The 21,608-nt window shown below is 45.7% G+C and carries 17 protein-coding genes; 2 read left to right on the top strand and 15 right to left on the bottom strand.

Annotated features, from left to right (window positions below; genetic code table 11):
• Positions 1-306 precede the first annotated feature (306 nt).
• Entirely contained in the window at positions 307-4,065 is a 3,759-nt protein-coding gene (locus B9N89_RS24685; protein WP_132323749.1) for a hypothetical protein, read from the bottom strand.
• A 279-nt stretch (positions 4,066-4,344) separates the two neighbouring features.
• Between B9N89_RS24685 and B9N89_RS24680 the strand changes: the two genes are divergently transcribed.
• Positions 4,345-4,806: a hypothetical protein gene (locus tag B9N89_RS24680; protein ID WP_132323747.1), complete on the top strand. Its 462-nt coding sequence runs from the start codon at positions 4,345-4,347 to the stop codon at positions 4,804-4,806.
• 61 nt (positions 4,807-4,867) lie between these two features.
• Here B9N89_RS24680 and B9N89_RS24675 read toward each other — a convergent pair whose 3' ends face one another.
• The 14 genes from B9N89_RS24675 to B9N89_RS24610 form a co-directional block, all read right to left on the bottom strand.
• A complete protein-coding gene (locus tag B9N89_RS24675; protein WP_132323745.1) occupies positions 4,868-6,007 on the bottom strand; it encodes a glycosyltransferase family 4 protein in 1,140 nt (379 codons plus the stop codon).
• Positions 6,007-6,750 carry a class I SAM-dependent methyltransferase gene (locus B9N89_RS24670; RefSeq protein WP_132323743.1) on the bottom strand — a complete coding sequence of 248 codons (744 nt, stop codon included), beginning with the start codon at positions 6,748-6,750 and terminating at the stop codon, positions 6,007-6,009. Before B9N89_RS24670 ends, B9N89_RS24675 begins: the two co-directional genes overlap by 1 nt.
• A gap of 250 nt (positions 6,751-7,000) precedes the next feature.
• On the bottom strand, positions 7,001-7,609 hold the full coding sequence (locus B9N89_RS24665) for a YdcF family protein (protein ID WP_132323741.1): 609 nt from the start codon (positions 7,607-7,609) through the stop codon (positions 7,001-7,003).
• 74 nt (positions 7,610-7,683) lie between these two features.
• Positions 7,684-8,421, bottom strand: coding sequence for a lysophospholipid acyltransferase family protein (locus tag B9N89_RS24660; protein WP_132323739.1), 738 nt, complete (start codon positions 8,419-8,421; stop codon positions 7,684-7,686).
• A gap of 191 nt (positions 8,422-8,612) precedes the next feature.
• On the bottom strand, positions 8,613-9,563 hold the full coding sequence (gene dapF, locus B9N89_RS24655) for a diaminopimelate epimerase (RefSeq protein WP_132323737.1): 951 nt from the start codon (positions 9,561-9,563) through the stop codon (positions 8,613-8,615).
• Positions 9,564-9,566: 3 nt separating this feature from the next.
• Positions 9,567-10,298: a response regulator transcription factor gene (locus B9N89_RS24650; protein ID WP_132323735.1), complete on the bottom strand. Its 732-nt coding sequence runs from the start codon at positions 10,296-10,298 to the stop codon at positions 9,567-9,569.
• 147 nt (positions 10,299-10,445) lie between these two features.
• A complete protein-coding gene (locus B9N89_RS24645; RefSeq protein WP_132323733.1) occupies positions 10,446-11,447 on the bottom strand; it encodes a sensor histidine kinase in 1,002 nt (333 codons plus the stop codon).
• A gap of 77 nt (positions 11,448-11,524) precedes the next feature.
• Positions 11,525-12,421, bottom strand: a complete 897-nt coding sequence (locus B9N89_RS24640; protein ID WP_132323731.1) for a PilZ domain-containing protein — start codon at positions 12,419-12,421, stop codon at positions 11,525-11,527.
• Complete coding sequence (locus B9N89_RS24635) at positions 12,408-13,994, bottom strand: ABC transporter substrate-binding protein (RefSeq protein WP_132323729.1); 1,587 nt, start codon at positions 13,992-13,994, stop codon at positions 12,408-12,410. Before B9N89_RS24635 ends, B9N89_RS24640 begins: the two co-directional genes overlap by 14 nt.
• On the bottom strand, positions 13,991-15,316 hold the full coding sequence (locus B9N89_RS24630; RefSeq protein ID WP_132323727.1) for a TolB family protein: 1,326 nt from the start codon (positions 15,314-15,316) through the stop codon (positions 13,991-13,993). The genes B9N89_RS24635 and B9N89_RS24630 overlap by 4 nt, the downstream gene beginning before the upstream one ends.
• Entirely contained in the window at positions 15,313-18,252 is a 2,940-nt protein-coding gene (locus tag B9N89_RS24625; protein ID WP_132323725.1) for a peptidase associated/transthyretin-like domain-containing protein, read from the bottom strand. The genes B9N89_RS24630 and B9N89_RS24625 overlap by 4 nt, the downstream gene beginning before the upstream one ends.
• 21 nt (positions 18,253-18,273) lie before the next feature.
• On the bottom strand, positions 18,274-18,675 hold the full coding sequence (locus tag B9N89_RS24620) for a hypothetical protein (RefSeq protein WP_132323723.1): 402 nt from the start codon (positions 18,673-18,675) through the stop codon (positions 18,274-18,276).
• Positions 18,672-19,280: an SH3 domain-containing protein gene (locus B9N89_RS24615; RefSeq protein ID WP_132323721.1), complete on the bottom strand. Its 609-nt coding sequence runs from the start codon at positions 19,278-19,280 to the stop codon at positions 18,672-18,674. Before B9N89_RS24615 ends, B9N89_RS24620 begins: the two co-directional genes overlap by 4 nt.
• Positions 19,234-20,238 carry a hypothetical protein gene (locus B9N89_RS24610; protein ID WP_132323719.1) on the bottom strand — a complete coding sequence of 335 codons (1,005 nt, stop codon included), beginning with the start codon at positions 20,236-20,238 and terminating at the stop codon, positions 19,234-19,236. The genes B9N89_RS24615 and B9N89_RS24610 overlap by 47 nt, the downstream gene beginning before the upstream one ends.
• Positions 20,239-20,433: 195 nt before the next feature.
• Here B9N89_RS24610 and B9N89_RS24605 point away from each other — a divergent pair, with 195 nt between their 5' ends.
• Complete coding sequence (locus tag B9N89_RS24605; protein WP_132323717.1) at positions 20,434-21,588, top strand: glycosyltransferase family 9 protein; 1,155 nt, start codon at positions 20,434-20,436, stop codon at positions 21,586-21,588.
• Positions 21,589-21,608 lie beyond the last annotated feature (20 nt).

The following is a 21,608-nucleotide window of genomic DNA, read 5'->3' as shown; positions in this document are numbered from 1 at the left end:
GCTAGATTGAGGTTGGTAAACGATATTAGACATGCTTCGAGGAAAAATATGGCAGAAAGATGATCTTTCATAGATTTCCTCGGTGAAATGCCGCAATTTTATCTACACGTCAATCTGCTTGTTCTATTTACAGACATGAGAACAATATATTGCGAAATTTTAGGATATCGATCGAGGTTTGCTTAATCTTCGGCTTGACCAAGAAAGAAGTTGCGGTAGCACAAGCTCAAAGATTGACTTGGTCGATTTAATAATGGAACTAGTAGTTGTTCAGTAAAAGCTCTCGCTTATGTATGGGTGATATTACTAGTCAACCACACGGTAGCCATTAAGCGTATAGCTCCCTCGCAAAGATCTTTTATAGTCATTTAGAGTTTGAGTGGTATACGGTTCCGATAACATCAAACGTACGCATTCCTGCTTTTCTGACTCCGAAAAGTTATCATGAAAGAGGCGAGGAATACGGTTTTTAGAATAATCGGCCATTATTTGATTAAGATAAAAAATCATATGCTCATCTTTGATGCCGTCAAACACTAAAGGGTCATAGAATGGTGCGTTGAAAAACGTTTTCGCCTTTTCGAGTTCGAGAGCAATTTCAGCATTACTCAAATCCTTGTCTAGAATCATTTTATTAGATAGCCGTACTAGTTCTTCAGCACCTAGCTTTCTGCTGGTATATAAGTAACCGAGATATATAATGGCAAATTCACCGGGGTCGTATTTGAAGACACTTCCGCGTCTTTGTAACTGTCGAATGGCTGAGTCATTTCCTGGCATGAATAGCTCGTAATATTCGCATAGATAGCCTGCAACTCTAGGCATAGAATCTCGGCTAATGACCGTTTTAGTGCTGTGCTTTTCGAGAAGCTTCTCTAGGAAAAAACAGTCCCAACCCATCATGTTTTTGCCAAGCCCTGGATTACTACTATTTCGTTCCCACCTCCAATTGAAACGATCTGCTTGCTCAAAGTCTAAGTCACAGACTTTTAGTAGTTCGTCCTGAAGGTCCGTAAATGTAGTCGTAGTCTCTTCTTGAGAGTCTCTGATAAAATAGTATTTGTAGAGAAGGTTTCCTGGATCAGCATGGTAGATTTTTTCAAAGATAAGTTCTGTTGCTGGCTCAGAGTCTTCGACCAGTTTCCTTACTTCGTTTATAGTGGCAAAGTAGTGAACTTTCCAGCCATTATAAGCAAGTCTCATAACTCCCTCTGTATCGGGAGCTAGTCTTGAGTTAATAGAAGATTCAAGTTGGCTAATTGTATTAGTGGAGGGTGAAGTATTGATGACTCGAAGCTGATCGTAATCAGTGCACCTCTCCAATGCTAGAGGCATATCAGCCATGTTCATGAAGGACCAAAGCTTAGCGAGCACGTAGAGAGTCCACTCATTCGCTTGATGATTCTCTCGAAGATTCCCAAAAGGTTTACAGATTTGTTGGTCTTGATATTGCTGGCCTTCGAATATGAAGGTGACCCATTTTTTTAATGAAAACCTAAGACTTTCCTTGTCACGTTCGTTAGCACGGTTGTACTCAGTGATAAAGTAAAGTGCTACCCCGGGAACGATAGTGTTTGTTATAGAGTTATTGGGCAGGAATCTCTCTTGCCTTGGGGAACGCCACCATTGGCCATCGTCATCTTGAGCTACTTCTACTCCCTTGCATGCTGGTTGATATCCAGCATAGCAAAGTTGGCCGTAGAAGTTGATCAGATCGTCGAGGCAATTATTTTCGAAGTTTAAGTCATCATAGAAGTTTCGAGTTCGAGCAGGAAGCATGCCTACCTCTTCGCTATGGTAGCAAGTAGGATTGAATCGCTTCTCAAGCAGCTGTGTTTGTATCGATAGGCTATCGATCGATAATAGAGTATACACCTTAATTTGATCACCCTGAGGTGAGATAATGTAGTTTGTTAGCTCATCTTGAGTGTTTCCGTAGCGTGGATTACCTGACCCAGCAATATCAAGTAGGGCTGACTTCTGCCACTTTAGACGACCTTCGGCATTTTTATAGTCATAGCTAACCATTGATCCGTTTTGGTTCACTAGAATAGATAGGCTGTTTTTCTGTACTACAGCGATAGATGGTGCTGACTCAATACAACCGCCAAAAGACTGATTAATGTTCCAGGAGCCCGTGTTCGAGGGAATTATTCTAAGGAGGTGGTCAATCTTATGATTTCGCTTCAACGCTAAATGGATAGTATCGTCGATTTGCACCAGGCTGGGCCTAGACTCAATATCATAGTGCTGGAAAATTCCTGATGAAGCCCTGTATCCAAGATCCGTTTTTTCTAGGTAAATATCAATAATATAGTCTTTTTTTGTGATGACTAGAAGGATGTTACCAAATTTGTCCTCTAGCGAGTCGACTCCCCAAACATCGTTAAGATTTGGCGGGGAATTAAGCTTAAATTGATACTTTACCGACGAGCCTGAATGAAAGCTGAGAGTTCCGTCCGCTTTTGAAATTAAAAGAACCTTTGGTGTTGAAGACCACTTACTCGATACTAAAATGGGTATTTCATCGGCTTTTTTGCGGTAAATAACCTTGTCCCATTGAGAGTACTGACGAGTGTTGAGATAAAAGGAGTTTGGAGATGTGCTGTCTAGAATATGTATTTTTCCAAGACTGTCAACTTTAGTTTGAAAGCTACTTGAAAGTGGAAAATCCTTAATTTCATAAGATGGTAATGATGCTACCACGTCGGAAAATGACTCGCAAATCTCTTCTTTGTCTACTTTTACGATATGACTACTTTCGATAGTCCGACCCTGCTGAGTTTTTGCAGTCACGATGATCTTGCATTGAGTCGCCTCACTCAAAGTGCTAGTAGTTCCTTCGAACCTTATAGAGTCTCGAATAGGATAGGGGCTAGGCGTGATCCAGTCACAATTGCTACCTTTGATCGAGTGAGTGATCTCGATGTTGTCGGAGTCGCTATCATCCGCTTCGAAGATAACAGGGAATAAACTTTGCCCTAGATAAATTCGTGATTCAAGCCTTTCAGGCTTTTTTACCCATATAGGCGGGTTGTCTGGATCAATTAATATCGAAAGATTTCGGTCGATTTTTCCACCGCTTCCAAATGTAGCGGTGATATTGAGGTTACACTCGAGAGGTGAATCGAAGGGAGTCTTTCCAGATATAGTATTCGTACGCGGGTCGATATCTAGCCAGTTGCATTTTTCACTGCTTATTGAGAATACGGTGTTTTGGTTCTGGGAGCGTAGTGATACCTCGATCGGGTCTACTAAGACTCCTTGTTGAAACGTTACATCGTAAGAGCTATCAAAGGTTTCTAGCGCTCTTGGTATGATAACAGAGATCTCATCACCGACGCACGTTCCTGTAGTCCGGTCATACCTCTCACCGTCTTTACAAAGTTGGTAGCTTTGTTCACTAAGGCTTAATAGGTTTTTATCGAGTGTAAGAAACAGATCTGAGTCTCCATTATTCTCCTCAGAAGAGTAGACTTTCAAGTCTGATAAAAGATCTGGGTATCTTAGGCAACCAAGTGGTGAAATCTCTAATTCGTTGATTGTAAAATTAGCAGCGGAGGCTACTTGAATATGCTTGCCCAACAGAGGAAAGCTATCGAAGTTGGTCAGGTAGGATGTTTTATAGCCTGGCTTGCTGGATGAAAAACCACACCTTTGCCACTGAGCAGTGCTAACTCCTTCAATTTTTTGAAGGGTGACCGGATTGATCAGCTCTTTCTTGAGGCTATTATAGTCGATAATGGTGCCGAGTGTAGAGTCAGGCGAAATACCTGAAACTTGGATCATCGTATCGACTGGGGTATCAATGGGAACTAAAACGCAGTTTTTTCGCGTCTCAAGTTTTTGGGATGCTCGCAAGCTTTGGTGTAGGGTAGCAACAATATCGCTCCACTCACCATCTCGGGCTACTTCAATGAGCAGGTGGTTGCTACTGTGATGAGAGCTTATTCCACAACGAAATAAGTACTCATCATAGCTATTACTTTGTTTAGAGCAAGAAAGTGCCGTGATAACGGCTAGCAATAGTAGGTATGGCATAGTAAGGGGTAGTGCTCGCTTCAATCGAAAACTCCTTCAAGAATCGACCTTTGTTACGCACTAATGGCATATCATGGTTGTGAGTTTTTGCCAATATAAAATTTATTATCCAATAAAACATTCTATATTAAAGCGTTAGAATAAGATCTTACAAGACTCATCTTTTATAAGATCGTCGATCTATTTAGGTGGGTCAAAATAGCTTGAAGTTAGTCTCAAAAAATCGTATCAGGTGTCGGAATAGAACCTACTGTGCTTGGTCTAAGACAGAGCAGATTTAAAAACTTACGATGGAGAAGCCATATGAATCGTATTCTTATAATAATTTGTCTAATGATTACAGATAGTTATGCAAGCGCCGATACTGCTGAGCTTGAGAAGGTGATCGCCGTCCAGCAAGCAACCATTGAAAAACTAAGAAAGAAGTTATCGGAAGTCATCGGGACAGATGGCGAATGGATTGGAAGTCCTAGTGGCTTGAAAGGCGATAAAGGCGATAAAGGTGATAAAGGTGATAAAGGTGATAAAGGTGATAAAGGTGATCGCGGAGCAACTGGCGCTCAAGGGCTTAAGGGAGACAATGCTAATATCAACCAATCACGCTGCACGTGGAGAACTTACGGGACATCAGGTCACAACGGTGGCACGGGGCAAATGGTATCTGGTGTTTGTGCGGCTGGAGAGTACATGGCGGGGTTTCGTCATAAGACTTGGGGCTCAGCAGCAACTTATGCGCAGGCTCTGTACTGTTGCTCGGCTAGATAATTCGAGAGTGGCATATTATTGAGGCCTTCTAAAGGCTAGTTTCCAGTGAGTCCTATAGCGATTAAGCAGTGATGGGACTCGCTTTAATCCGCTGACGTTCACCTTGATAAACTTGTAGGTGTTGCTCCACCATAGACTCCAGGCTAAATAAGCTAGCCCCTTGTTGCAGTTCTGAGCCAAGAGACTCAAGCAATTCATCATTATTCGAGAACGTCTCCAAGCCTTGGAAAATATCCTCGCCACTGGCCGGATGCTTACATAGAGTAGGTAGGTGGGGCCAGCTTGGATATAGCTTCGATAGTATGCCAACGTCAGTTCCGAAAACTGGCAGTCCGATAGATGCTGCTTCGGTGAAAATCATTCCAAAAGATTCATAGCGGCTCGGGAAGCAAAGAATGTCATGTTTGATCATCGCGTCAATGACATCGGCTTGATGCCCTTCAAAAGTGACTTTATCATCTATATTCAGCTCAGAAACTTTCCGTGACCAATAGTCTTGCTGAGGGTCTTGTCCGATGATAGAAAGTTGCCACGATAGATTTCGCTTTTTCGCCATTACCATGGCATCGAGAAGAGGCTCAAGCCCTTTTCGCCGATGGTTATTGCTAATAAAGATGATCTTAAACACTGAGTTTTTGAGTCTTTCTTTGCGCCAAGATCGGCGAGCTGCCGGAGATGCGTTTTCGATGGTGATCACATCTGCTTTTGGGTGGTAAGTTTTGATTCCGTGCGTATTGTAATTGCTTACGGATATCGTTTTAAGTTTCTGTCTAAAGTTAAAGTATTCGGTACATATTACCATTGCATGTATGGGGTTAAGAATAGCTCGTCCGAGTTCTCCATAGACAATCTTCTGCTTTAGGTATTGCGCGTGACAAGCATGGGAAGTAATAACGTCACTTACCAAACTATTGCCCCCACCCACATTATGTACTAAACCGTCAGGGTTTCGCCTCTTCCAGCGCCATACCTTAATACTGGTGAGAAAAAGAGTGGGAAGAAAAGTCAAAAATTCATACTTAAAGTTTATGGCAAACATCTTATGATGGTAGTCACGGTAGCTGCCCTCATAAGAGCTGTTACTTGACCAGATTTCAAAAGGAATCTTCTGCGCGATGAGTTCGTCGAGAATGGGAGCTAGCAGCTTAGAAAAACTATTTCGATCTTCGTCAAAGAAGGGTAGGAGATAGAGGATTTTCACTATGAGATCTCGTTGGCAACATGCATGTAGTGGTCAAGGCTATTGCTTAACTGCGAGCGTGCACTAGTCTTTCTGACAAGGTAAATGTTAACATCCCCCGGAGCAAGATAGCCCTTCAGCACTTTGCTCATCAAAAACTGGACCGGAGCGAGAAATTTTTTCTTAAGGCTACTATAGAAGCTTCCCGCAGAAGTTTGATGGACAACTTCAAAACCAACAATTTCAAAAAAGATCTTTATTTGATGGTCAGTAATTCCGTGAATATGACGCTGATCGATAAAATCGCTATAGCTAAAAGACTTTAGCTCTCCCTTAAGGAGGAACTTAAGGCGTGACATGACATTTTGAACGTTGGGAGTTGTGAGCAATAGGTGTCCTTCTTTGTCGAGAAGGTTATGGATCTCCCTTAGAAAGTGGAGTGGGCTATCCAGATGCTCGATGATCTCAATAGCAGTTACGAGGCCATATCTCTTTTCAACGAGGCTGGAAAAGCTTTGATTAAGATCCCAATCAAAAAAACTCCTGACTGGAAGTTTAAAGTCTTTGCTATGTAGTTCGCTCACACTTAAATCAGTGAAACCAGAATCGACGAATCGAGCCGTAAATGCACCATTTCCAGCTGCTAGGTCTAGGCAGGAGGTGTCTGCGGAAAAGCCGTGCCTTTTGACAAGCTGCCATGCTGCCTGATGGGTTCCTGGTGCTGCTTTTTCCTTCAGCCCGTTGAATTCAGAGTGTTGAAGCAAGAGTCTAACCTCATCAGGTGATACGTTTAATGTAACAACTCAAGTCTTAGATGACCCCTTCCCAGGCTTCAAGAACAATTTACAGCAAGGAAGCTCAAGTAGAAGAAAACCAACAAAAATAAATTACTTAACCAACTCTCTACCTCAACGCATAAATATTCCACCCCTACACCACAGTGTCAATTAGTCGCGTATTGCGAAAAAATCGGGAAGTCTCCATTTCGTTGTTAGAAAATCACAAAACCTCAGCTCAATACACAAGCAAATAGTAGGTCCACTTGAGATATTCAGTGAAGACATGCAAAAAATCGCTCTCCTTCCCCCACCAGGTGGCAGGGGGGGGAGTAGGTAGGGACTCGATCTTGATGGGTGTGGTATTTTGTCGCTCGATGATCCAAGTTGCCCTGCTTGAGTGAAACCAGCTAGTCACAAGGATCAGCCTCTCGGCCTCTGGATTGATGGTTTGGATGTGCTCTAAAATGAGCTGGACTTCTTCTTGGCTTGAAGTGTTGGCAGAGTCTGCCAAAAACTCGATCTTGTCATCTGGCACCTCTAGGAGCTTGAGAATGGAGAGGGTTGCCTGACCATCAGGCATACGGAAGCCCATCTTCATAGCCTTTGTTTGCTCAGCTTCGGCAAAGATGATTTTTTTAGCATAGCCTTCTTGCAAGAGCTTGGCAGCGTGCTCTGTGCGGTCGGACACCCCACCCATCATGATTAGAATATAGTCTGCTCCTTTTTTGGGCTGATCATCTCGGATCAAGAGGTGCATTGGCATATTCAATATTTCGATACGATAGGTAAACCCAATAATAAGGGAGAATATAAGGGCAGTGGCCGCAATGGTAAGCTTCTTCATCAATTCCTCGCAGAGTGGTTTTTCAGCACTATGCGTGAATCTCAAGCCTGAATCAAGCAGGAGGCCGGCTCCCGTTATTCGTAAGGAGGTAGCTGATCACTAGGAATCACACCTTCGTCGATCATACGATTCATTTCTTGCACCAGCTTGCGATGAAAGTTGTATACCTGGCGCTTGTAAGCAACGGGGTCATGGTTTTTCTTTGGGGGGTAAAAGGCGCGGCTGAGATAGTGATCCAGCTTTACAGGCTTTGGCATCACAGTGGGGCCAAGCCCTCGGGCTAAGAAAAATGGCATTTTAAAGTTTCTATAGATCCAGTCTGTAACCCCGTTCTCATAAACCGTGAAAATATCATCGGCCTTAGGGCAAGCCGCAAGAATTACAGGAGCGCCGGAGTCGATGGCTAGTTTTGCAAAGCCTTTACGCTTGGTCCATAGGACTCGGTAGCGATCAGTGGATGGTCTCAGGGACTCCTGCATGCCCCCAGGAGCCAGGTAGAGTATTTCTCCATTAGATAGCAAAGACTGAGCATTTTCCTGGCTGCCAACGATGCAGCCCAGTTTTTCCATCAGTTCCCCTAAACCAGGGATGCGGTAGAATGCACGATCGATCAGTGCCCGAGGGAAGCGGTGCAGCTTCTGATAAACAGCGCTCATCAGTAGAGATATGTCATAGGTCGCTAGGCTATGGTTACAGGCAATAATCACCGGACCGCTTGCTGGGATATTTTCAAGGCCATGAACCTCATGGCGATGATATAAACGCAAACCTAGTGTGATGGGCAATAGCTTGAGTTGAAGCTCTTCTTGCATCGTTCGTGTCGGACCTTTTTTAATGCCTTACTCCCTCTCTTTACTCCCGTTATGTAGGGAATGCAAGTTGCAGCTGGCTGGAGTCAGAGTTAAAGGTATAGAAAAAGCATACCAATTTGTTACAGCGTAACAAAGAGGGTGAATTTTCCCTCCCCTAAGTCAGCGCCACCAGAGACTTTGCGAGGGTCGGACTAAATCTCGATGGTTCCTTCAAATACAAACTGGGCTGGCCCTGCAAGATTTACTTGATCATCTGCAGACTCTTGCTTGCAATAAAGCAAGCCACCAGGCATAGCGACCCCAAGCCACTGGCTACGCTCTACAAGGCCTGAGTCAAGGGCAAGTGCAGCAACCGCGCAGGCACCGCTGCCACAGGCCATGGTTTCCCCTGCGCCACGCTCCCAGACGAAAACCTGATAAAGATCATCAATTGCTTGGCCCAACTTGTTTCCAGCTTCAGTTTTCAGCTTATTGTCAACGTCCTGAGTTACAGCGAGGTGAACATTGATGCCGTCCCAAAAGGCAGATTTTTGAAAAGCTGGGCCAACGCGCAGCAGCAAATCGCGGTCTGCTTGGTCGAGAAAGAACACCAGATGCTGATTGGAGATGTCGATGATTCCCCAGTCTCGTTTGAGCTGTGGAAGCTTGAGTTCGTCAGCGATACGAGACACTTCTTGCTTGGCGTCTTCGTAGAGCTGGCAGTCCTGGTTCAGCTTAGGGTGGCCCATATCAACACTGACCAGAGGCCAGTGATCCTGAGTCTCTAGTTTGCCGCGACCTAGGAAGCGACAGCTCACGCTCGATGAGCGAAGGTCCATAGCAAACCCCTCAGGAATATCCCGCGGGGAATAGTAGCGATGTCGCTTGAGAACGCTAAGTGCGGCACAGCGAATGCCGTTGCCGCAGGTTTCCGCAATGGAGCCATCACTATTTATGATTGATAAACGATCGGGGAATATTTGTTCTCTTTCGGAAATATGAAGGACAAGGATGCCATCTGCCGAAACACCCGAGCCATCGCGGCTACAGATTTCGGGGGCCTGGCGTACAAGGCTGTCGAAGATCAGTTCATCATCGCCTAGCAACCATGTAAGGACAAAGTCGTTTTTCGCACCATGCCATTTTTCAAATTTTAAAAACATCCATCAGACTCCAATTTCAGGGTTCACATCTCCACAGAATTTATAACCCCGACCCCTCACGCTTTTCAAATACTCTGGCTTGGAAGGGTTGCGTTCGATGTATTTACGTAGGCGCATGACAAAGTTGTCCACTGTACGGGTCTCAACATTGCCATTCACACCCCACACCTTGCTCAGAAGGTGTTTTCGCGTGAGGATGGTTTCAGGATTAAGGACAAACTCATTGAGAACCTTAGCCTCCAAAACAGTCAGTACGTGGTGCCCTTGGCTACTATTCAGTTCCAGGCTATCCATATCCCAGGTGATGTCTCCCCAGGATAGTTTTGAGTTGGCTGGCTTCTGGCCTGGAGAGAACAGATCGCTCCGATCTGCCATGCGGCGGATGCGCAGAAGCAGCTCCTTGAAACTGAATGGTTTTGTCATGTAGTCATCTGCGCCTCGTTCTAGGCCTTGGATCACATCCTTTTCTGCAGCTCGGGCGGTGAGCATGAGAATCTGTGTGACCTTATCCTCTTGGCGAATGATGCTGGCGACTTCAAAGCCGTTAATCTCTGGCAACATGATGTCCAAGATGATTAAGGTAAACGGGCCTTCGTTACGAAAGCATTCTAGGGCTTCCTTACCGTCGCTGGCTAACACCACCTCATAGCCTTCTGATTGAAGATTGAACTCAATATTGAAGGCTAGGTTGGGCTCGTCCTCAACGAGCAGTATTCTTTTCTTTGCTTCGGTCATCTTTGTCTCCTATTTGATCCCTTTTAAACATTTTGACCGATAAACGGGGCGTTCTGGTTCATTAGCACGGTTGAAAATCCCTTTCTACGGCGTTTTACCAGGGGGACTGATATTTTTGACTAATGCGGTCTGCAATTAAATTGCGTGCTAATAGCTTTGGTCCCGAGAGATCACGACATCTGCAGGAAAAGCGACATAAAATGTTGAGCCTTTACCGACGCCTTCGCTTTCGACCCAGATGCGACCACCCAGGCCACGGACCATAGAGCGCACGATGTAGAGCCCCAAGCCCGTGCCGGGAACAGCATTTTTTGTAGCTCTTGGAGTGCGGTGGAACATATGGAAAACTTTCCTCTGATCGCGTTTATTGAGGCCAAAGCCCTGGTCTTTTACAGATAGCCACAACTCGCGATCCTGACGTTTAGCACAAACTTCAATCAAGGAATCTTTGGGAGAGTACTTCACAGCATTTTCTAGCAAGTTGCCAAATATCATGGTGAAAGCGAGACGAATGCCTCGAACTTTCATATGTTCCGGGCAGATAATCGTAAGCCGGTTTTTGAGGTGGCGATCCATATGGGCTGCTCGATCGACGCACTTGAGAATGGCTTCTTTAAGGTGGAACGTCTCCAATTGGGTTGTGTAGTCTAATATGCCGCGGTCAAGGCGTGCTGATAATAGAATCCGGTCCACGAGCTGGGTCAGGCGCTCTAGGTCCCGCTCTACCATTCCCATGACCTTAGTCTGGATTCTATCAGGAAGATTCGGGCGTTGTAGGGTCTCAAAGCTTAGTTGCAAGCTGGCAAGTGGAGAGCGAAGTTCATGGGTGACGCTGGAGACGAAGGACTTTTGCTGGCGCAAGAGACTACCCTGCACCTGGGTGAAAATGAACAGGACCACTGTCCCAACTAAAATCATCCCTAGCAGAATACAGCCGATGACTAAAGTCATGATGCCCGTGGTGCCGGTAATTGGAGTGGTTCCCATGAGCTTTGAGAGCTGGGCCAGTGTTTCCTTTTGATTTAAGAACCATACAACCCAAAGCACTACAAAGGAGATCCAGACAACCTGAAGAGCTACAAAGACCACAATGGGATGGGTCAAGCGCTTGAGTATGGAAATCGCATTCTTTTTAAATCCGCCCAGCATAAGGACCTCGTCACTATGGCGTTAATGAAGCCGATAGGCTGTCGTCCTTTTAGCTGATACGACAAAAATGTTCAAGCTCAGGTCTCGTGCTTGTGTTGGGCGGCAAGAGCGCTGCGTACCCGCAGGGCTTGGCGATTGAGCTGCCGACCCACCACACTAGTGAGAAACTGTGTGAGCAGGTGGTTCTGGTTATCAGTCACGTATTCAAAGGATACGGAGACCTTTGTGCCCGATATGAATACCCGTCTTACCTTCGCTGATACCTTTATAAAGTCGCCGTGGTGGTGGTCCAGATGGTCGCTGACTGGAATGGATAGCTTCACCTGATCACCGACTCGGAAAATGATTTCAGCATCTGACTCCAATACGGCCCCATGGAGACTGAGGTCGATGATGTGCCCTTCGATCATAAGATCTTTTGAAAGCAGGAAAAAAGAGACTGGAATAAACACATTGTAGCGGCGACTACGGCGGCGGTTCTGATCCTCAACACCAGTTTTGATACGGTTGAAAATTCGCGTTCGGGCCATGCCGGTGTAGACGATGTATTCGTCCGTCTCATGGTAAAGTAGAAGTTCTTTGTGATAAAGGTTGACCAACTCGGGAGCGTTTCGAGTTAGGAATAGAACGGGGATCAACTCGTTGCGACGCTTCTCTTTGAGAGCTTTCACCAGCCCAAGAACCACATGGATGTCATCGAACTCATCATCAATCACGAGCAGGGAGATATTCCTTCCGAATTGGCGAGATAGCTCTTGGGGGCTCTGGGGCATGGAAGTGGATAAGGTGCTATAGGTTTTCTTAACGAACTGCTCCATAGCTTGAGCCAAGTCCATATCGAAGTTGTCACCTAGAGCAAAGATTACATAGTTTTTCCGTTTGCGACGAGGGCCGGTAAGGTAGTCCTCGATCTTACTTTGCTTTTTTTCCTCAGGGCTTGCCGATTTTTGTTCTTTACCCTTATTTTTGTCCATGGTTGCTCACCTGCCACTGGGCTACATATTTAAAGAATGAAAACGGCTCGATCCGAACTCCAAGCAGCTTTCGTTGGTGCCCAGCATGATGCTTTAAAGTCCAGAGAAAGGTGTAAGGTGATTCTTCAGATATAATGCTGTGAAGCTTTTTATAGATGGCTTGGCGTTTGTCAAAGTCATTGGTGCTGCTGGCCTCCGCAAGCATGCTATCCACTCTTGGATTTTGGAACGACACGAAGTTGTTGCCCCAGGCTCGTGCACTTTGGCTATGAAAGAGACTGGTGATGTTGGATGAATCATCAAAGTCCCAGGAGGCTATGGTAAGGTCGAAGTCATGCTCACCTAGGACTTTGGCTTTCCATACTGTCCACTCCAAAAATTTGAGTTCTACTTTGATCCCGATTACCTGCAAGTAGTTTTGATAGGCCAGCACAATGCGCTTGGTCATCTCGCTTTCCCCAGCCAATGGAACAGCAAAGGTCAGCTGAATTTCCTGTCCTTTTGTGTCTTCCACAAAACCATTGTTATCACGATCCTCAAAACCAGCTTGCTTGAGCAGCTCACGGGCTCGATCTTGGTTAAATCTATATCCAGGTACGTTCAAGTTATATGCCCAAGACGTAGGGGCGAAGGGCCCCGTAATGAGGTGTCCCTTGCCTTGAAAGAATGCGTCGAGCATTTCTCTGCGATCGATACTATAGTTGATGGCTTGGCGGATGCGCTTATCTTTTAACTGGGGATGGTTCATGTTCATCGCAACAAACGAGAAATTTTGCGCATCGTAGGGAACTAGATCAAGGTTACGATCGCCACCGACTTCCTTGACATCTCTAGGGCTGATATAGGTGACAAGATCCAAAGAACTGTAGAGCAAGGATTGCGTCATGATACTGTTGTCCACAAAGGGCTTCATAATAACTTCTGTAATGCTCGGGAGCTCTTTGAAGTAGAAAGGGTTTCTTTTTAGCTGGATTTCTCCCTGAGGTGTGCTCTTAACAAAGGCGAAAGGCCCTGTGCCTATTGGCGTGCGGTTGAAAGAGTGATCCCTAGTGAGGCTTTTGGTGCTTTCTAACTTGTGGTTGGGGAGGACCTTAAACATAAGAAACTTAAGGGGTTGAGCTAAGGCGCGGTGGAAGTGAATTCTCACCCGGTGATTGGAAAGGACCTCAACTCTTTTGAGCACCTGAAATCGCTCTGCGTTGGGGATTTCGCTGTTGGGGCTCTTGATTAAGCGTAATGTAGTGGCAATATCTGCGGCGTTAAGAGGCTTTAGAGGTTCCTTGCCTTCTTTATGCCAAAAAACCTTTTCTTTTAAAACAACATGAATTGCGCTTCCATCATTCTCAATGGTCCAAGACTTGGCTAGGTGAGGTTCGTAAGTTCCTCCAGGGCCTGTTGTTACTAACGAATCGAATAAGAGGTCAGCCAGCCGGTGACCAGCTGATTCGTGGCTGGTGTAGGGATCGAAGGCTTGTAGTTTGGTGTTCTCCCCATAGACCATGCGAGTCGATTCTACACCGAGAGATGTTGAAGATAGCGCAATGAGTCCGAGGCTCAAAATATAGGATTTCACAGATTCACCCTTTCATGGCTAATGCGGTGAGAATGGACAATGTGTTTGCTTCTGCTCCTAATACTAGCTAATCTGCGTCGGCCTTGGATTTGATGGCCTAGATTTGTGAGAGCTACATAAACGCGATCCCAGGCCCCTACCTGAGCTCGAAAACTTAACACCCCAAGAGATGACATCATCATGTCGCGATTCATCTTAGTTTTGGTATTGATGTGATAGGCCTTGCCGACCCTTAAATCGTAGGCATAAATTGGATTGAATCGGCTTGGGTCTCGCTTGACAAAGAAAATCTTAGAGCTATCAGGGGACCAAGCTGGCCCAGTATTGAGGTCTACGACTACGTCTTCTGCTATTACATAGCGATTCATGCTCGTTTCGTGACTAGTCTCACCACCTAGTGGTAGAACGTAGATATTCCAGTGGCTGTTTTGGCTACCATAGAACGCGACCCACTCTCCTGAGGGTGATACCTTGGGTCTTAAGTTATCGTTCGGCCATTGGGTCAGCATTTGGGTGCGTCCCCAACCTTTTTGGTCACGGCGTCTGACTACGATTTGATGAGAGCTTGATGGGCCGCTCGTGTATACGATGCCCTTGCCCTTTGGAAGCCATTCCGGAAATAGTTCGGTGTTTGGGCTATCGCTGATTCGTTGCACATTCTGATCTTTAAGCTGCAAGAGGTAGATGTCTCCATTACCAGAACGAGAACTTACAAACGCAATTTCGTCTTGAAATGGGCCCCAGGTTGCATAGCCGTCCTTGCTTGGGCTTTGAGCCACAACTTCGGGACTATTCTCCACAGAGCCCACATAGATATTGTACTCTCCCACTCCGCCATTGGACATGAAGGCATACTGCTGCTCGGTGGGTGACCAGGTAAGTCCAGAGTTGTAGGATTGGATGCGAGATGCAATGATTCCATCAAGAAACGATCTCTGTCTTTTTCTCTGGACGGTGAGATTCTGATGAAATCGTCCAGTAAGTTCACGAATATAGATCGATCGGTGCCGATCATTGCTTGTTTCATAGCTAAGATATTGCCCATTGCGAGACCAACTCAGGTTTGACTCATTTTGTCTATTTTTTTCTGTAACGAGAGGTTTTACCTGGATTAGTCGGATACCACGCCTTGCCTGAGATATTGTTGGAAAACGCTTTTGAAAAGAATCACTCCTTGGGAAAAATTGGAGCAAAAAATCGGGGAAATAGGAGCCGTCCTTTGCTTCGAAGGCTTTTTCTGCGAACCAATTGTCAGGCAAGCTGGAGCAAGATGAAAGTCCCCATCCCGCTATTGCCACAAAGATGGCTAAGCATCGACTCATAGGTTTTGTCTCTTAGTTCTGTTGAGAGCGACCTCAAGCTGTTTTAGATAGACATTGGCATTCTTGATCATAGGGGTTTTGCTCTCTTCAGGTTGACGGTTGGCGAGTAGTTGTCGCCAGTGGGTTTCTGCGCCTTGTAAATGCTGAGTTTCCTGGGTAAGAGACCAAAGTTCTTGGTGACTGATAGCAGTATAGTAGAACAGATTGTCGAATGCTTGTTGGTAGTCGACCTTCTTGATAAAGCGAATATGAGGTTCAGCCTGGGTTAGAACCTCGATGGCTTTGCGAAAGTGTGGAGCAGCAGCGTCTTCGTTGCCCTCCTTGAGGAGGCTTTGTCCTGTTAGATAGAGTGATACTCCTTCATTGATGTGGCTTCCGATGAAGCGCTTGTCTCGATAAGACTTTACTTCTGGGTGGTTTGTGACGCGATGAAAGGCAGCAGCGGCTTTGGCTGCTTGATTGAGTAGGGTCATATAGATCACGCCCGCCTGATGCTGGGCATGAAGATAGTCAGAGTGTTGTGGGGGAACCTCTTCAAGAAGTTGCACGGCCTCCTGAAATCTACCGCTGTTCACATGCTGGGTTGCCTTACTTCTAAAGTCCTTCTCCATGGTGATTTTTCGATCACCTGTAAGGTCGAGCGTGCCTTCTTCAAGCTCAAGAACCTGTTTGAAGTTTTTGAGCCCTCCTTCTCCTAGTATTTCGAGCTTGACGAAGCCGCTGGGTACGGCCACAGGTTTCTCAAAGGGAGTTTTTCCAACAAACTTCTTATCGATAAACACGCTTAAGTTTTGAGGTTCGGTGTCGATGCGAAGATATGCGCTCACCCGCTTCAAAGGGATCTCAACTTTGCCTGTGCGCCCCAGTTTGGTTTCTTTCTGAAAGGTTTCATAACCATGCTTGATGACCTTTAGCAATCCTCGTCCTGTTTTGTGATTGCTGCTGAGAAGGCGGCCGTCTTCATCGGTTGCTCCGATCCACTCGCCTTGGAAATAGATATTAGCTTGAGAAAGGTCGCGATTTTGATCAGGATCGGTAACGGCGAAGGTCATTTTGTTTCCAGATTCCCCTTGATGCCTTCGAAAAACCACTTGATCACCAATATCGATGATGGACCGTGCTTCGGTATGCAAGACTTTGGCGCGACTGCTATATTCTCGAACTTGTGTCGCTTCAAGGCTACCGATACGGGCATGACGCTTCTTCTGGCCTTTTAGGTCGGACTGGAGACCATAGACATCAAATTTGTCTCCCGGTTTAACCGAGTGCCCTTCGCCAAAACCGAGGTTGATAGTAAATAATCCTTCGGACTCATCGGTAATACTACCTTCAAATGGGAAACGTCGTAGAATCTTTTTACTCAGCATTTCAACAGATTTTTGGATTGCCTTGCGATCACTGAAGCTGTCAAAACTTTCTTTGCCCGCGGCAAGTACAGTTCCTGAGCTATCGATAAGTGATAATTCGAGAGTCATCGGGCTATGAACAACTACAGTTGGTAGCAGTACTGCATCTATTTCTGACTTTGCTTCATCGTCATTCCAACCTCCTCGAATCTTACGTAGCATTTTACTTGTATCGGTTTTTTTTAGCATCAGTTCGTTATTTACCGCGGCGAATGAGGCTGAGTTGAAGAAATGGCGTTTTAAAGACGACTTGAGATGTTGATCAAGATTACCTGTGAACGTTGATAGAGTCTTGCCTTGCAGTCGTCCAGCAATCTGGGCTGGCATAGTTGCTATGCGAACTGGTTCCGGGCTTATCGGGCTAAAGTATTTTACGAGGGAAACGTTGCCACCCACAATATAGTCTGTTTCAAAGTCTTGAGGGAGGTGCTGACGAGTCTTAAGGCCAATTTCGATTAAATCTCCTCGTTTGCCACGATAGGTTGTTGAAAAGAAGCCAAACTCATCGGTTTCACCAACTTTTTTCTTGTCAATAGTGATAGTGACCTTAGTTAGACCGCGTCGATAACTATAGTGGTTTGTGAGAGCAAAAACATCAATACTATGGCCTGGCTTCAAATCACGGTGAATTTTACCGTTGTTGTCGAAAGTCGTCTCACCAAGAGAGCTAATATAGTCTCGTTTGCGAACGAGGTACGAGTATTGAACCCCAGGTTCAAACCCGCCACGTAGCTGGCAGCGCCCCATTTTATTGGTGATGCAAGCCTCCTTGAGTTGGCCGCGTTTTTTGAGGCCATAGAAGATATGAGCCTGTGAAACTGGTTCACCTTTGCCTCTAACATAGAAGGTAAGCACGGGAGGGCTTGTGGTTGCTAAGTTTGATGCTGGAGCTAGAATCTCAGTGTCAGGCAGAGCCTTTTTCTCAGAACCAGCCTCTTCATTTGCTATGACTGGGGTAGCGATGCTTAATTCGGGGGATTCCCTCTTAGGGTCTTGTTTCTCTAGACTTTCAATAGTTTGCTCACTAGCGAGATCTGACGATTTCTCCTGATTTTCAGGCCTGTCAGTAACTTGGAGCGAGCTTTCTGGATCGGTCGCAACTAGGTTCTCGTCAGAAATATCTTCTTGAGTAGATGGATTGTCTTCAGAAGAGAGAGGTTCAGATGAGTCTTCATCTGATTTCTCAATCCCTGGCTTAGGTACCGAATAAAGAATGGCTTTGATGCTGAGATCTTTTTTATCTTCCGATAGAACCAGATTTTCGTAGTAAGGAGCGTAATAGAGGTTTTTACTTTCTTTGCGAACTTCGAAGAAAACTCGTTCACCAGGTTCGAATTCTTTTTGAAAGACCAAATATCCTTGGGAATTGCTGCGGCCTTCAAAGGATTTGTTTACATATACTTGGGCATTGGTAATCGGTTTTTTACGCTCGTTAACAGCCCTAATGGTGACGTTAATGGGGACTGATGTTTTCTTACATGAACTGATTAGGATCAGTATTGTCAGGGAATAAATGGATTTATACGTCATGGTGCGTCCTCATATACAAGTTCAAAGCCTAGGGGGATTGATAATGGCTCCGCCAGATCCTTGATCAACGGTGATGCCGTTGTAGGCCTCGATGGCCTTTGAACGCTTAGGGGGAAGAGCGACTGCCTGAATCTCTACCTGCCTATCCTCGGTGATATCAACGGTTAAGGAGTTCGATTGGTAGCCGGGAATCAGAGGCTCGATGAGATATTGGCCAGGCTGAATCTCCTCTTGAGTCTCAAAAAAGCCATCGCTACCAAAGTCCACAATTTCAGAAAAACCTTTTTGATCCAATCGCGACACATTTACCTTGCCTCGTTCAGCTTTGATAGGTTTGCCTTCAGGGCTTACGACATAACCCGAGATCGTTGTGCGACACGAGCTGAGAATTAATGTAAAACCGATTGTTATGAGAAACTTCATCGAATATGCCCCCGTTTGATCCAAGCCACAGAATGGGTTTTGGGTAAATATATAAGTACGAACGGTCCTTTATGGTTAAGAGCTTTAAACCGATAGCCAGCTGGTAAAGATACATCGATTTTTTTCTTAGATTGGTAGTCATAGAGTGCGGCCCCCGGCTTGCTAACGAAAACGTTTGGAAGGGCTTGAGACGAAAGTTTGATGTGTTTTTTTACACCTTTTGCTTTGGAAAGAGTTTTTCTATGAACCCAACCCTTGGCACCAGACTCCGGGGAGACGACTTTATACCAATATTGAAATCGATAGAGTCGGATTGCTAGCTCACCTTGCTTGAGTGGTTTATCAAGCAAGGGAAACTCTAAACCTGGGCCTTGGCGGAGTTCTGCAAAGCGGCGGCTGACTTGGAAAACAGGTAAGATTTTCGTGTCGAAAGGAATAGTTTCAGGAATATTTTCTGAGAGCCAGTCGCTACTGTCGAAAGGGATCGTTTTGGAAGCGACAGGTGGAGTTGTTTTTGGAGTCGATGTGCAATGGCAAAGAAAGACCGGGAAGACAAGGCTAAGTCCCCTGAGACGGCGTTTCAGAATTTCCAGATGAAGAATCATTGCTATTGTTCGGTATAGTTCCAAGGGCTGGTGCGAATGCACCTTCGCTACCTTTAATATTATACATGAATTCTAAGGGTTCGTTGTTCTTTCCACCGACAATTATTTTGATGGATTCAAAGGTTCCGCCTCTTTTGTCAGGCAGATCAAAGACTAGATTTTTTTTCGTGTAGTAGCGGATGCTGAAGCGATTGCTCCGGGGCAGCTTCCATTTGTTGATTTTCTGTCCTTCTTTGATGTTACCTGGTGACGAAACTGTGGTTGTTGTACCGTCAATCCCAATAAATTTGGCAAATCCAATAACGTAGCCGTTGGCTTTTTGAGGACGAACCAAGTTTTTGATTGCAAATTCGAGAGAGAGTTTTTGTCCTCTCTGGGTAAGTCGATACTTGTCTAACTTTACAGGAGGCTTATCGTTTCCATCAGTAGCTGTGTCATCGCTACTGTCAGAGACCTCCATGGCAGATTCCTCGGTATCCAGTTCATCGATCTCTTCATCGCCGATGTCGTTATCGTCATCTTGCATTGTGGTTTTGGCAGCGAGAGCCATGGAAGCATCGTTGTCGCTCACGTCCTGATCAGAACTGTCCGATGAGTTACTATCGCTATCAGCTAGGGCTTGTTTCTTGTCATAGTCGCTCAATTGGGGAAGGGGGCGAGGAAGGCTGCCATCGTTTGGATAGGTTTTCTCATATACTTTGTCGTAGCGCGTTTGGTAGTTGAATATAGTTGCAAGAAGCGAGCGGACCCTCTGGCTTTGAAGTGATGATCTGTCATAGCTGTTAATGAGTAGTATGGTGCTGATCAATGACCACAGTACTGTGAAGATTAATGCGCCCATGACAATGTAGCTCTTGTTCAGACTGAACTTGAACGTCTTGGTTTTGTTAGAGTCTACAAAGTAGATGATGTTGAGAAACCGCTGACGATTTGGTTTTTGGTTATTTTTTGTAGCCAAAAGAACGGTCCCGATGCTGAGAATGCGATACCTTCTCTAATATCTTACCAGGACCTTGTGGCGTATCAATCACAGTGGTGAGGAAAATATTGCCTTATGATAATGAACTCCCTTTAATATATGAGTATAAGATCTGATCGGGTTTTGATAGGGTGACAGATCTTAATTCCTGGAACTTTCAGCGAGGAGACGTCGTTGTTAAATCCATCACCAACTCCGCCAGCAGTAAAAGTAGCGATTTTTCGAAGCACAAGCATTGGTGATGTGGTGTTAGCGACCGCCTGTATCGACCTATTGGGCTCTCTGTCCGCACCAGTAGAATTGACTTGGATTGGCCGGAGCCCATCCTTGCAGCTGATCGCATCAGCCTATCCCGGAGTGAAGACTGTGGAGGTCAACCCGGAGCAATCAAACTATGTGGAAGAGGTGGTAGAAGCCGTCAAGGGAGTTCACTTAGTCGTAGACTTACAGATGAGTATTCGCTCTCGTGCGATTTGTCGATCTATCCAGAAAACTTATGGTATTCAGATATTTAACTGCCATAAAAAGAGCCTTAAACGCGGGCAAATGGTTGTGGCAGCCCGGCTCCGTGGCCGTCGGAACTCCTTGCCTACAGATTACCAAAAGGCTGAAAAATATCAGTATGACATGATGAGTACAGCTCTCCGACTCGCGTTGCGGTCCCATCTGCCTGTGGAGTTGTACGATGGAATCAAGTCCTACCAAGCTCGTCCCAAGTTGCCCACATCTCATGACGATGGCCAAAGACCCTGGCAAAAGGAACTGAAGTTTGGCCATTGGATTGCTATAGCGCCAGGAGCGTCTCACGAGGCAAAACGGGCACCAGAGGACTTGTTTGTCGATATCTTGAATTACCTACGCCATCATTTGGAGTCCGATGGGCTTGCTGAGAAGTCCTTAGGTTTGCTCTTTGTTGGCAATGAGGATGATCGCGGTCGGGCGTTGACGATTGTGGATAAGCTGCGTTGGAAGGCCCCTGTTTTAAACCTGGCTGGTAAGCTATCCTTATGGGAGTCAGCCCTTGCCATCAAGGAGTGCTCGATCATCTTGAGTAATGACTCCTCTTTGTGTCATATCGGTGAGGCCTTGGACGTTCCTAGTGCAGTCTTGTTTGGACCTACTGTCGAGGCGTTTGGTTTTCCTCCTTGGCAAGCTAGTAGCCGTGCATTTTCCGCCCCATTGGGGTGCAGGCCGTGCTCGAAACATGGCAAAGCTGATTGCCGCTTTGGTGATAAGTTGTGCTTTAGCCTTCTCCCTGCCGCAGATATCGCGTCTCACGTCTATGATGTGATTCAGCCGAATCTTCAAGATTCACAATTGCCGAAATAGCCCTATCACTGGTTGTAAGT

Source organism: Pseudobacteriovorax antillogorgiicola (genome assembly GCF_900177345.1).
Lineage (GTDB): Bacteria > Bdellovibrionota_B > Oligoflexia > Oligoflexales > Oligoflexaceae > Pseudobacteriovorax > Pseudobacteriovorax antillogorgiicola.
Note: the sequence above shows the minus strand (reverse complement) of the source record. Positions and strands in the feature narration are given on the sequence as shown.

Excerpts from the sequence above, each read along its gene's own strand:
- B9N89_RS24680 (WP_132323747.1), top strand. The coding sequence starts at position 4,345 with ATGAATCGTATTCTTATAATAATTTGTCTAATGATTACAGATAGTTAT.
- B9N89_RS24665 (WP_132323741.1), bottom strand. The coding sequence starts at position 7,609 with ATGAAGAAGCTTACCATTGCGGCCACTGCCCTTATATTCTCCCTTATT.
- B9N89_RS24660 (WP_132323739.1), bottom strand. The coding sequence starts at position 8,421 with ATGCAAGAAGAGCTTCAACTCAAGCTATTGCCCATCACACTAGGTTTG.
- dapF (WP_132323737.1), bottom strand. The coding sequence starts at position 9,563 with ATGTTTTTAAAATTTGAAAAATGGCATGGTGCGAAAAACGACTTTGTC.
- B9N89_RS24650 (WP_132323735.1), bottom strand. The coding sequence starts at position 10,298 with ATGACCGAAGCAAAGAAAAGAATACTGCTCGTTGAGGACGAGCCCAAC.
- B9N89_RS24645 (WP_132323733.1), bottom strand. The coding sequence starts at position 11,447 with ATGCTGGGCGGATTTAAAAAGAATGCGATTTCCATACTCAAGCGCTTG.
- B9N89_RS24640 (WP_132323731.1), bottom strand. The coding sequence starts at position 12,421 with ATGGACAAAAATAAGGGTAAAGAACAAAAATCGGCAAGCCCTGAGGAA.
- B9N89_RS24630 (WP_132323727.1), bottom strand. The coding sequence starts at position 15,316 with ATGAGTCGATGCTTAGCCATCTTTGTGGCAATAGCGGGATGGGGACTT.
- B9N89_RS24625 (WP_132323725.1), bottom strand. The coding sequence starts at position 18,252 with ATGACGTATAAATCCATTTATTCCCTGACAATACTGATCCTAATCAGT.
- B9N89_RS24620 (WP_132323723.1), bottom strand. The coding sequence starts at position 18,675 with ATGAAGTTTCTCATAACAATCGGTTTTACATTAATTCTCAGCTCGTGT.
- B9N89_RS24615 (WP_132323721.1), bottom strand. The coding sequence starts at position 19,280 with ATGATTCTTCATCTGGAAATTCTGAAACGCCGTCTCAGGGGACTTAGC.